The 11,054-nt window shown below is 64.6% G+C and carries 11 protein-coding genes and 3 pseudogenes; 10 read left to right on the top strand and 4 right to left on the bottom strand.

The window, feature by feature from the left end:
• The first annotated feature begins 82 nt into the window (after positions 1–82).
• Both B116_RS0116155 and B116_RS26785 read left to right on the top strand, forming a co-directional pair.
• Positions 83–1,591 (top strand): ISL3 family transposase, encoded by a 1,509-nt coding sequence (locus B116_RS0116155; protein ID WP_188116025.1) that lies wholly within the window; start codon positions 83–85, stop codon positions 1,589–1,591.
• 165 nt (positions 1,592–1,756) lie between these two features.
• Positions 1,757–2,059 (top strand): transposase, encoded by a 303-nt coding sequence (locus B116_RS26785; RefSeq protein WP_223874596.1) that lies wholly within the window; start codon positions 1,757–1,759, stop codon positions 2,057–2,059.
• 103 nt (positions 2,060–2,162) lie between these two features.
• On the opposite strand, the gene B116_RS26780 is transcribed toward B116_RS26785, so the two are convergent.
• Positions 2,163–2,636 carry a hypothetical protein gene (locus tag B116_RS26780; protein WP_223874595.1) on the bottom strand — a complete coding sequence of 158 codons (474 nt, stop codon included), beginning with the start codon at positions 2,634–2,636 and terminating at the stop codon, positions 2,163–2,165.
• Between the two features lie 1,042 nt (positions 2,637–3,678).
• Between B116_RS26780 and B116_RS25220 the strand changes: the two genes are divergently transcribed.
• The 4 genes and pseudogenes from B116_RS25220 to B116_RS29025 all read left to right on the top strand — a co-directional run.
• Entirely contained in the window at positions 3,679–4,377 is a 699-nt protein-coding gene (locus tag B116_RS25220) for an FAD-dependent protein (protein WP_223874593.1), read from the top strand.
• A gap of 239 nt (positions 4,378–4,616) precedes the next feature.
• Positions 4,617–5,210 (top strand): hypothetical protein, encoded by a 594-nt coding sequence (locus tag B116_RS27865; protein WP_188116037.1) that lies wholly within the window; start codon positions 4,617–4,619, stop codon positions 5,208–5,210.
• 30 nt (positions 5,211–5,240) lie between these two features.
• Entirely contained in the window at positions 5,241–5,819 is a 579-nt protein-coding gene (locus B116_RS0116130) for an SMI1/KNR4 family protein (protein ID WP_018720844.1), read from the top strand.
• A gap of 115 nt (positions 5,820–5,934) precedes the next feature.
• A pseudogene (locus B116_RS29025) lies at positions 5,935–6,206 on the top strand (site-specific integrase); the annotation flags it as partial.
• Positions 6,207–6,428: 222 nt separating this feature from the next.
• On the opposite strand, the gene B116_RS28335 reads toward B116_RS29025, so the two are convergent.
• From B116_RS28335 to B116_RS28655, 3 genes and pseudogenes are all read right to left on the bottom strand, one after another.
• Complete coding sequence (locus B116_RS28335; RefSeq protein WP_223874592.1) at positions 6,429–6,650, bottom strand: hypothetical protein; 222 nt, start codon at positions 6,648–6,650, stop codon at positions 6,429–6,431.
• Between the two features lie 477 nt (positions 6,651–7,127).
• Positions 7,128–7,319 (bottom strand): transposase, encoded by a 192-nt coding sequence (locus tag B116_RS28660; RefSeq protein ID WP_027660670.1) that lies wholly within the window; start codon positions 7,317–7,319, stop codon positions 7,128–7,130.
• Positions 7,320–7,380: 61 nt separating this feature from the next.
• Positions 7,381–7,680, bottom strand: a pseudogene (locus tag B116_RS28655) (transposase); the annotation flags it as partial.
• Positions 7,681–8,010: 330 nt separating this feature from the next.
• On the opposite strand from B116_RS28655, the pseudogene B116_RS29115 reads away from it, so the two are divergent.
• The 4 genes and pseudogenes from B116_RS29115 to B116_RS25950 form a co-directional block, all read left to right on the top strand.
• Positions 8,011–8,169 (top strand): annotated as a pseudogene (locus B116_RS29115) (helix-turn-helix domain-containing protein); the annotation flags it as partial.
• Between the two features lie 307 nt (positions 8,170–8,476).
• Positions 8,477–8,758, top strand: coding sequence for a hypothetical protein (locus tag B116_RS28320; protein ID WP_018720847.1), 282 nt, complete (start codon positions 8,477–8,479; stop codon positions 8,756–8,758).
• A gap of 95 nt (positions 8,759–8,853) precedes the next feature.
• Positions 8,854–8,976 carry a hypothetical protein gene (locus B116_RS28650; RefSeq protein ID WP_018720848.1) on the top strand — a complete coding sequence of 41 codons (123 nt, stop codon included), beginning with the start codon at positions 8,854–8,856 and terminating at the stop codon, positions 8,974–8,976.
• A gap of 392 nt (positions 8,977–9,368) precedes the next feature.
• Positions 9,369–10,346, top strand: a complete 978-nt coding sequence (locus B116_RS25950) for a transposase (RefSeq protein ID WP_449619014.1) — start codon at positions 9,369–9,371, stop codon at positions 10,344–10,346.
• Positions 10,347–11,054: the final 708 nt, after the last annotated feature.

Genomic DNA, 11,054 nt, shown 5'->3' with positions numbered 1-11,054 from the left:
CGGCTCTGTCTCACATTCGGTGGTGACCGAGGGTGGTCGATGTCGTTGAGGTCATGTGTGCAAGATCGATGATCTTACGAAGATGGTGTTCTCGGGGCTGTCCCCGTTGGTGATCGATGAGGTCACGGACGAGGGCGAGCGGATCCTGGTGCGGGCTCGGACTCCTGGAGGAACGGTGGCTTGTCCGGGCTGTGAGGCGGTGACGGGCCGGGTGCATGGGTATCACCAGCGGACTCTGGCGGATGTGCCGGTCGATGCCCGGCCGGTAGTGGTGCGGGTGCGCGTGCGGCGTCTGGTGTGCCCGACGCAGGGCTGTCGTCGCACGTTCCGGGAACAGCTTCCGGGTGTTCTGGAGCGTTACCAGCGTCGCACGTCCCGGCTGAGCGCCCAGGTCGCTGCGGTGGTGCGTCATCTGGCTGGCCGGGGCGGTGCTCGCCTGTTGTCGGTCCTGGCGATGGTCGTCATGTCCCGTCACACCGCGCTGCGGGCGCTGCTACGCGTTCCGCTGCCCGAGCGGCGGGTTCCCCGCGTGCTCGGGGTCGACGACTTCGCGCTGTGCCGCCGTCGCCGTTACGCCACCGTCCTGATCGACGCGGTCACCCGTGAACGCATCGACGTGCTGCCCGACCGCAAGGCCCACACGTTAGAGACATGGCTGCGTGAGCATCCCGGTGTCGAGGTGGTGTGCCGGGACTCCTCGGGCGCCTACGCCGAAGCGGTCCGCCGCGCCCTACCCGAGGCGTTGCAGGTCGCCGACCGCTGGCACCTGTGGCACAACCTCGCCGAGGCCGTCCGCAAAGAGGTCACCGCCCACAGCACATGCTGGGCCACCGCCGGCCTACCGCCACAGCAAGGCATCCGGGCCGTGACCACCCGGCAGCGGTGGCAGCAGGTCCACGACCTGCTCGACAAGGGCGTCGGCCTGCTCGAATGCGCCCGCCGACTCAACCTCGGCCTGAACACGGTCAAACGGTATGCCCGAATCAGCGAACCCGAACGCCTGGTCCGCGCACCGCAGTACCGGCCCACCCTCGTCGACCCCTACCGTGACCACCTGCGCCGACGCCGGGAACAAGACCCCGCCGTCGGCGCTACGCAACTTCTCGCCGAGATCAGGGAACTGGGCTACACCGGCAGCCTCAACCTGCTCTACCGCTACATCACCCAAGGCCGCGTCGAAGCCGACCGCCCAGCCCTGTCGCCCCGACGCCTCACCCGCTACTTCCTGACCCCACCCGAGAAGCTCACAGACCATCAGCGCACGCTCGTCCACGCCCTCACCAGCGCCTGCCCGCAGATGACCGCGCTGGCCGGCTTCATCGGCTCGTTCGCCGCGCTCCTCACACCCGCAGCCGGTAACGACGACCATCTCGACACGTGGATCGCCGAGGTCAAGGCCACGGACCTACCCCACCTGCACACCTTCATCCGCGGCCTCGGCCTGGACCGCGACGCCGTCAACGCCGCCCTGACCCACCCCTTCAACAACGGCGGCACCGAAGGCGTCAACACCAAAACCAAACTGATCAAACGACAAATGTACGGACGAGCGGGCTTCGCTCTCCTGCGCCATCGAATCCTGCTCGGCTGACCAGCACCCTCCATCACCACCGAATGTGAGACAGAGCCTCGCTAGCGGTGTTTCCGGCGATCTTGGTTAGTAGGTTTCAGCGGCCGGGCAGCGGTCACTGAAGGTGATCGCCGCCCTCGACCTGGCCACCGGCAGGCTGCACTACCGCATCCGTGACCGCAAACGCTGGCACGAGTTCCTGTCCTTTCTCAAACCCTGCGCCGTCGCTGGCCCGACGACCGGCTCTACCTGATCTGCGACACCTTCCCACACAAACACCCCGAGGTCCGCGCCTGGTACGCCGCCAACCACGTCGAGCTGGTGTTCCTACCGACGTATGCGTCCTGGCTGAACTGGATCGAAGCCGAGTTCGCTGCCATGCGGTACTTCGCCCTCAACGGCACCGGCCACCGCACCCACGCCGAGCAGGAAACCGCGATCGGCGCCTACACCCGCTGGCGCAACCAACACACGAAACCGAAAACCTAATTCGCCACCGACCCCAAGATCCGCCATCCGGATTACCCGTGCAAGGCTACTTGACGAGTCTCTAGCGTAAATTCCGGGCGATACAACGGTGACTCTTAGGCCATCAAAAAGTTCCGAAGAACCGGTCCCACCAGCTCGGCTCTCCGGAACCGTGAAACTGCAGGAGAGTCGGTCCATCGTAGCGCTCTGTAAGAATTTCTTCCGGAATCGACAAATAGCCAGTCTGAGCAAGCACTTTCTCAACCTTATCCAGATCAATCACATCAAGCTTACCTTCAGCACATGCTTCATCCGTACCTAAAAAGGCGCCGGGGTTATCGGCTGCCACCATGGCCAATGGGCTAAATTTGCTGACTAGAACGACGATCCGCGTCCCACATATCGTTGCCCTCGCCGGCACTTCGATTCGCCCATACTGGGCGGAATCCTGGATGCGCCGATCAATTTCGCAAATTACCGAAAAGCGAGATTCAATCTGCAAGGCCAAACGGTCGAATGAAGCTGCAGCCTTGGTTAAACTATAATCGGTCGGCGCTTCTGGCGATTCGGGATCATCCAGGTATTGCAATATTTCCATCAGACTCACATCCCTCTCCATAATCCCTCCAGTCGCCACATAGGCCCCCACGGGAGCCTATGCGAATACCTCAATTTGGGAACGCCGTAAGGACCTTTCCGGTGAGGGGCTCATAGCGCACCAGAATTCTCACCCCACCTACGGATCCGACAATATTCTGCACCGCAGGTTCTCCCTTTCTTGTCTTCAGGTTCTATCGGCATGCACGGTAGAACCTTTATACCAGGTCCTTTGACTATCTGGACTTGTCAACACGTCAGCCACAGCATCAAGTACGTGTGGAACTTTCAGCCCGTCAGGTAGTGTGACTTACGTGTTCATGGCGTTTTACCTGCCCTTTCGTGTATAGCGTCCACCCTGGACATCGAAATGTATCGGTGTCGACGGCGACGGTGACGGCAACCTGGGGAGACGTCCCGCGCCCTTCAACCCAAACATCGATGGGTAGCGTTATTGAGCGTTCGCCCGGCGCGACGACGGCGACGAACCACCCCCTTGCGCAGCCCCCGTCCGTTGACATTGCCGTCAACTACTGCCGTCAAGCGCCCGAGAGGCCCCGCCGGATTCAAACACTCCCGGCGGGGCCTCTGACTTCAATCTCTATTTCAAACTTGCTGAGGATATTCCGCGTTGCGCGTTTCACGATCCCTCAAGAACGAATTAAGTTCCTCGAAGAGAACGGAAACCGCTTCGCCACTTTCACCGTGCAAGGCCGCAACCCAAAAGTCGTTGGATTCGCCTGGATAAGCGATTTTGATCACCAGAACCTGCCATGCGAGACTGGCGCCAAGATTCGACCTAGAAGCTAGCCACTCACGAAAACCCTTCGAGGAACCTCCATTCGGTCGCGGCATCCATGCCGGTCACAAATGCAGCCACCTCGCCAAACGTGGTCAAGCCATACAGGTGAGGACGTCTACGCACGTCAGCAAGCCTGTCACGAAGATCCATGTCGTCACCTGCCACCTGGGAGCTGGACTGAAGACGAGGTCGTCGCCGTATTCGAAATTCGCCCGCTCGCCAGCGTCGACGTCACCGAGCTGTGCATCAGCAACGGCCGTATCCAGGGGTCGTCGGCCGCGACCGCTCGGGACCGTTCACCATCGACGCCGATACGGTCATCGCGGCGGTCGGCATGGTCGGCATGCCGTGGTTGGAACAGCAGCTCACCGCAGCCGGCGTCATGCTCGAAACCGGTCCGGCGGACATCGGTATCCGGCTGGAAACCTCGGCCGCCGCCCTCAATCCGCTGATCGGCCAGTTCTACGACTTCAAAGCCCACCACACCAGCCCCAGCGGGATCGACGTGCGCAGCTTCTGCGTCAACGGCCACGGCTACATCGTCAACGAGTTCCACCGCCCCTTGGGAATTCGCGGAGTCAACGGCCACTCCTTCCTACACCGACGCAGCGACCTGTCCAACCTGGCGATCCTGGCCACCATCACCGAGACATTCACCCCCGACCCCAAGGCATACGTCCGGGACACCACCCGCGCCATCACCGCAACCACCGGCGGCTACCCGGTCCGGCAGACCCTCGCCGGACTCCTGCCCGACATGACAAGCAGGCAGCCGCTCGGTGTGGCTGGGTCGAACCCGAAGACCCGGACCGGCGACCTACGGGCGGTGCTTCCTTCGCCACTGGCCGACGCTTTCGCCAGCTACATCACCGCGCTCGGCGTCGCCCTACCGCCAGTACTCGCCCCGGACACCGTCCTGTACGCGCCCGAGATCAAGTAATACAACTATCGCGTCCCCATCGACCCGGCCACGTGGCGCAGCCGCGACATCGCTGGTCTGTACGTGGTGGGCAACGCCGCCGGCTACACCGCCAGTCTCTCCGCCGCCGCCCTGAGCGGCCTGATCGCCGGCCAAGCCGCCGCCAGCCACGCCGCGACGGCGATCGCGTGATGGACGCCACCGCTGTCGGGGTCGAGTTCGACCTGCCGTTCGCCACGCCACCGGACCTGGACGCCACCATGGACATCCAGATCCCCGCCCTGGCCTGGCAGCCCGACCCGACCGGCGGCTACCGCCGGGTGCTGCACCTGGACGGCCAGCCGATCACCGTCAGCGTCAGCGTCAGCGTCAGCGAACGGCGGGCTGCACCTCCGCGCCAGCCGCCGGGCATCAGGCGGGACGGCCGCAGAGCGACAGCGGCAGCGGCTGGCACGCGCCCAGGCGGCGGCGCGTGCGGCCCGTCAAGGGCCGCCAAACGTACAGAAACTTTGAACCACGTCGCCGGCAGCCGGCTGTCCGGTCTCGGGACCTGCGTGACAGATCGTTATCAGGACCTGGGTGACGCTCCGCCGTGGCGGGCAGGCTTGGGCACGGTGACCGGTGGCGGTACCAGCGCCATCGCTAGCCAGAACATCCACATCGGGATCAGCCACGCCGGCCGCACGGTCACCGTCGAAGAAGCCGACACCACCTTCCGCATCCACGACAGCGACCAACTTCTGGCGGAGGTCCCTCGCACTACCACCAAACTGATCGCCCAGTTCAAAGCCCGCACGCCGGAACTGCCTCAATCAAGAACGCCCGCCAGCAACTCTGCCGGCCGGAATCCGTAGGCTGACGGCACAGCGAACGGAGTGACAGAGATGTGGGACGCCAACGACATCCACGCCCGGCTGGCAGCCATACGCATCGCAGACCCCGGCCTACAACGATTCGGCGCCAGCCGCCATCAGCACCGACTCGGACCCACCCTCAGCGAAGCCGATGTAGCCGCCTTCGAGGCGCAACACCGCATCACGCTGCCAGAGAACTACCGGACCTTCCTCCTCGAGGTAGGTAACGGCGGCGCCGGGCCACACTACGGACTATTCCCCCTTCACGGCGAAGGCATGAGAGACGACGACCGAGAGGAACGTTTCCGGGCCGGTCACCTAGCCACACCGTTCCCTCACACCCAGGCATGGAATCCGGACTACGACATACCTATCCTGGAACGCCCTGGCCCAGTCGACAGAATGACAGAAGATGAGTACTTCGACGAGCGATGGACAACCGGGTCGTTGATCGTTGCCGAGTTCGGCTGCGGCGCCTTCCACCGCCTCGTCATCACCGGAGCCGCCCGCGGCCAAGTCTGGTTTGACGACCGCGCCGCCGACAATGGCCTCGCCCCCGAGGCCGACTTCCATGCCTGGTACGAAAGCTGGGTTCACAACCAGAAGTAGTCCGACTCGGCGGGCCAAACCGCTGCCGAGGTCACCGGCACGTGCTGCCACGCCGCGCGTGATGCGCACTTCGGCGTTGCGCATTGGTTTGCGTTCGGTTCTGTCCGGGTTCGTCGCCCGCACAGCCCTCGACCGGCACAATGTTCTTCGGGCCTTCCGCCCGGTCGTCGCCAGAGCAGACCTTGATCCGCGCGACTGGACCCCAGGCGAGCTACGACACAGCTTCGTGTCCCTGCTGTCCGACAGCGGCATGAGCATCGAACAGATCGCCGACCTCTGTGGGTACTCTGGCACGACCGTCATTGACGGCGTAACCGGCACCAGCTCCGACCGGTGCTCTTAAGCGGCGCGATCACCATGGACCGGCTCTTCGGCGCTGAGGCATAGTCACTCAGCTAGTCACCCAGCCATAAGCAAAGGGCACATCCATCAATCGGATGCGCCCTTTGAACTGCGTCGGGACGGCCGGATTCGAACCGACGACCCCTTCCCCCCCAGGCAACGACCAGGGTGTCTCCAGCTGGGCTAACCTTGGCTATACGCTGCCGCTCGCGTCCGGTGTCGTCCACGGACGTCCAGCCCCGTGCACCCAGATCGTCACCCGGTTAGTCACTCAACCGCTTCGGTCGCTGGCCGCAACCGCACCTGCCGGTTGTGATCGGCGTGGTTGACCACGACCAGGTCGAGGTAGACGCCGATGGCTGGAAGCTCGCCGCCGCGCGGAAGCGTGGTTATCTCCACCAGGCCAAGCGCATCCGGCTGGCCGTCGATCTCGACGAAGACACCGAACCGCATCGTCGCGAGGACCCTCGCCCGGACTCGTTCACCCACAGGCAGCGCCGATTTGGTCTCTGTCCACGAGCGCCTTGCTCGCTCAGCTCTGCCGTCCAGCAAGCTCCAGGCGTCGGGACTCATAGTCGCCCATTCTCGCACGGTCAGTTTGGGAATCACGTTGGTTCATATTCTGAGTAGCCATTCCGGCCGACAGAGGAGCACGGAGCATTCAGACTGAGGCCGTTGAGTGCCACCGTCGACCTGTGTTGACCGCTGCATCGGGCACGGATCGGGCACGAAGCGGTGTTGCGGGCTGTCCGGCGGCGAGCTGATCGCCGGCTACGACGAGTACCGGTCGTTCGAGATCAGGCATCGGGAGAAAAGGCCGACGCGGCACGCCACGCCCGCTGGGACACAGTCCTCCCCACGCACGGGAGTGTGGCGTTTTCCGTGTTTCGCCGTTGGGTGTGGTCGGGGTTGTTGGATGGTGATCCGGTCGCTGTAGGCGAGGGTCAGGGCGTTGAGGGCCTTGCCTCAACCGTAGACCCGGCCGGTGATGCTCCCACTCTTGCGTCTCTGCCCGACGACGAGGTGCAGAACCTTCATCGCGGCCTGTTCCGTTGGGAGATGCCTGCGCCGGCGGACGGCCTGCCGGAACCGGGCGTTCAGCGACTCGCTGATGGTGGTGGTGTAGAGGACCTCGCGGTCGCAGTCCAGCAACGGCACGAACTGCGGCCCAACAGGTGCGCCACAGCCGGATCACGGCCGGGTAGCGGTCGCCGAACTCGGCGGCGAACGCCTCGAAGCGGGCCTTGGCAGCCGCGACGGTCGGGGCGGTGTAGATCTCCCGCAACGCGGGGGTGATCTTCTGCCAGGCTTTACGATTCGTGTATCGCAGGCTCGCCCGTACGAGGTGCACGATGCACTACTGGTGCACCGCGAGGGGCCACACCTGTTCGATCGCGTCGGTCACGGCCTTGAGCCCGTCGGAGCAGACCATGAACACGTCCTCGACGCCCCGGTTGCGCAGTTCGGTGAGGTAGCCGCCCACAGTCTTGGCGCCCTCGCCGCCGGTGCCGGCCCACATGCCCAGCACGTCGCGTTCCAACGGACCACACCCAGGCCAAACACGGAAATCTACGCAGTCCCACTAGCGGAGTGACCAAACTTGGGGGCAGATACAGCGTGGTGTCCAGCTCGACCGGCTCGTCGCCGCTCGGCCCGGACCGGACAGTGATCAGCGCTGCCTCGGTGCGCAGTCCGGTTCGGCGGGCCGGAGGGTCCCGGCAGCTCCGGCGGCGAGCAGGACGACGACCACCGCCGCAGATTGCCTGAGTGAACCCAGAACGCACCACTATCGGCGGAGAGCACCGAGGGCCAGCGGTTGCCGCGGATCACTCGGACGGCGAAGGATCCGGTGAAGCTGCGGCGGGCGATCGTGGTGCTGATGTCGGCTCAGGGCCAGCCGGCTCCAGACATCGCCTACCTACTCAAGGCCAGCGAGGACTACGTACGCAATGTGATCCACGCGTTCAACGAGTGGGGGTTTGACGCGCTGGGACCCAAAACGGAGCGGGGTGCAGCGAGACAGATCGTTGAGCAGAACCGTGTTGGCATAGTTCAAGGGCGACGGGCTGCGGCGACCGGGCCGGGTGGATTCCTGTCGGAGTTGGTAAAGACCGTGTTGGGGCGAGGGCTGCGGGCCGAGCATCTGGGCTACGTCGGGCTGGGCTGCCCGCGGCGCTGGCGGAGTTGCCGGATTCTCGCGCCTGCCGTGGGGTCCGGCACCGGTTGACCGTGGTGGTGACCCGCGGCGGTATGTGCCGTGGTGGCCGGCACACCCGCAGGGGACAGGCGGGCGATCGCCGTGGACGGAAAAGACATTGCGCGGCTCCCGCAGCACCGACACCGCCGCCCAGCATGTCCTCACCGCCTGCGACCACGCCACCGGCGTGGTCCTGACCAGCACCGACGTGAACGGCAAAGACCAACGAGATCACCCAGTTCGCACCGCTACTCGACCAAATCAGCGACCTCCACGACACCGTGATCACCGCCGAAGACACCGCCTCGACCAACCGAAACGCTTCACCACCACCGAGACCATCTACGCCATCACCGACCTGCAAGTACACCAGGCCAAACCGGCACAACTCGCCGGCTGAATCCGCGGCCACTGGTCGATCGAGAACAAGATCCACTGGGTACGCGACGTCACCTACGACGAAGACCGATCCCAACCGGCACCGGACCACAAGTCATGCCCGCCCTCCGCAACGCCGCCATCGGCGCACTCCGTACCGCCGGCATCACCAACATCGCTGCCGCAAACCGGCATCACGCCCGCGACAGCACTCACCCGCTGGCGCTACTCGGCATCTGACGACAGAGATGATGTTCGTGAGCGCGTCCCGGCGGGGTCTGACCCACCTGACGACTGACTTTAAGTCCTTCAAAGATTTGTCGGCCCGGGCCCGGAGGCGCTCGTGCACGCACCGGACGTGGCGTTGTGACTTAATAGGAGCCTGGCCAGAGGCCCCATCTCTGTCTTGTCCGCGTTGCCCGGCTAGTGCGTGCACGCCCTGCCCACTGCGACGAGCGACAGGACGACGATGTCTTCCATTACAACCTGTTCAAGCCGAGATCGAGGTCGTCGGTGCGGTCGACACTCACAAGGGCACCCGCACCGCTGCGGTGATCGACCTGGTCGGGCGGGTGCTGGGCACCGAGCAGTGCCGCGCGACGGCGTCCGGCTACGCCGCCCTGCTGGCTTAGATACACGGCCACGGCCGGCTGAGCCGGGTCGGAATCGAGGGCACCGGCGCCTACGGCGCGGGACTGGTCCGCCTACTGCGTGACGAGCAGGTGCAGGTGATAGAGGTCGATCCGCCGAACCACAAGACCCGCCGGTTCCAGGACAAGTCCGATCCAATCGATGCGGTCCAGGCGGCCCGGGCCGCGCTGGCAGGCGAACGCACCGGTACCCCCAAGCAGCGCAACGGCCAGGTCGAGGCACTACGCAATCTGCGGGTGGCCCGACGCAGCGCTGTCAACCAGCGCGGCGAGACTCAACGGCAGATGAAGGCCCGAATCGTCACCGCCCCCGACGAACTACGCGGCCAGTTGCGCGGCCTGAACATCGCGAAACTGATCGCCACCTGCGCGAATCTGCAAGCCGGCCGAGCCGACGCGGCCATCCCAGCCGTCGCCGTCGCCGTCGCGCTTTGCTCACTGGCCCGTCGCCACCAGCACCTATCCACCGAAATCGCCAACCTCGACGAACTACTCGAACCACTGGTCGCCGGCATCAACCCGGCCCTACTGGCCGCGAACGGCGTCGGACCCGACGTCGCCGGGCAGCTGTTGGTCAGCTCCGGCGAGAAGCACGACCGGCTCACTTCCGAAGCCGCGTTCGCCATGCTCTGCGGAGCCGCTCCGATTCCGGCCAGTTCCGGCAAGACCACCCGGCACCGGCTCAACCGCAGTGGCGACAGGCAGGCCAACGCCGCGCTCTACCGCGTCGTACTCGTCCGGCTGCGATGGGACCCACACGCCCGTGACTACATGCAGCGACGCACCAAGGAAGGCATGTCCGAGAAGGAGACCATCCGCTGTCTCAAGCGCTACGTCGCCCGCGAGCTCTACCAACTCATCACAGCAAACGATCTCAACTCTCGGCTTGACATCTATAGGAGCATCTTTGCCGGGGCCCTGGCTCCACGGGCAGGACGGCAAGCGCGGCCGGCGGTTTGAGTACTCCCTCGGTCGGTCGATCAGTGAGGCCGAACGCGCCGCCGTCATTGCCCTGCCCGCCCGGGCATGGTCACTAGTGATCGACGCTGATGGCTTTTCCGCGACGGCACCGCACTGACCGGCCTACCCAACGTGGCCGGCCGGCCGGGATGCGGGTCGTCCTCCGCCGGAACCCGCATCCGACTGACAAGCACAGCATCCACCCCAACGACCGGAGGACCCAGGAGACCACGCCCGCTGCCGCGGCAGACGGCCTACCACCAAATCCAGAGCTCACCTATATCGCTCAACAGTGTTTAGGGCTACCGGGCTGACGTTGCCGGCGCCAGGCGCGAATCAGCGAGGCGAGTGATTCTTCGTCGGTGGATCGGCGCGTCCGGCCCGATCCGGACAAGCCGGACCGTCACCTGCTGTACTGGCCTAAACGCGTGGAGTGGCTCAATAGCTGCCATCATTTCGACGACGGGTGCGCGCGGCCATCAGTGTGACGGCCAGGACCGTCAACGAGATGACCCCGACGGATCGACCTATCCGGTCAATGCGTGTCGAGTTGCAGGTCCGAAACGCCGTTTCCCAATAGTAGGTGTTTGATTCGGGCCCTCGCCAGGAAAATAGATCGGTTTCCAATGCGTTTCCGCAACTTATCTTCTCATGGTCACCCGGCGCGGGAATGTTAATTGGCCAGATCAATATAAGTGCTACCAAAGC

This window comes from Salinispora fenicalii, from assembly GCF_000514815.1.
GTDB classification, from domain to species: Bacteria; Actinomycetota; Actinomycetes; order Mycobacteriales; family Micromonosporaceae; genus Micromonospora; species Micromonospora fenicalii.
This window is presented reverse-complemented; position numbering and strand designations above follow the sequence as displayed.

Coding starts and splice junctions, on each gene's coding strand:
- B116_RS0116155 (WP_188116025.1), top strand. CDS start 83: ATGGTGTTCTCGGGGCTGTCCCCGTTGGTGATCGATGAGGTCACGGAC.
- B116_RS26780 (WP_223874595.1), bottom strand. CDS start 2,636: ATGGAAATATTGCAATACCTGGATGATCCCGAATCGCCAGAAGCGCCG.
- B116_RS28650 (WP_018720848.1), top strand. CDS start 8,854: ATGCCCGCCCTCCGCAACGCCGCCATCGGCGCACTCCGTACCGCCGGC.
- B116_RS0116130 (WP_018720844.1), top strand. CDS start 5,241: ATGTGGGACGCCAACGACATCCACGCCCGGCTGGCAGCCATACGCATC.
- B116_RS27865 (WP_188116037.1), top strand. CDS start 4,617: ATGGACATCCAGATCCCCGCCCTGGCCTGGCAGCCCGACCCGACCGGC.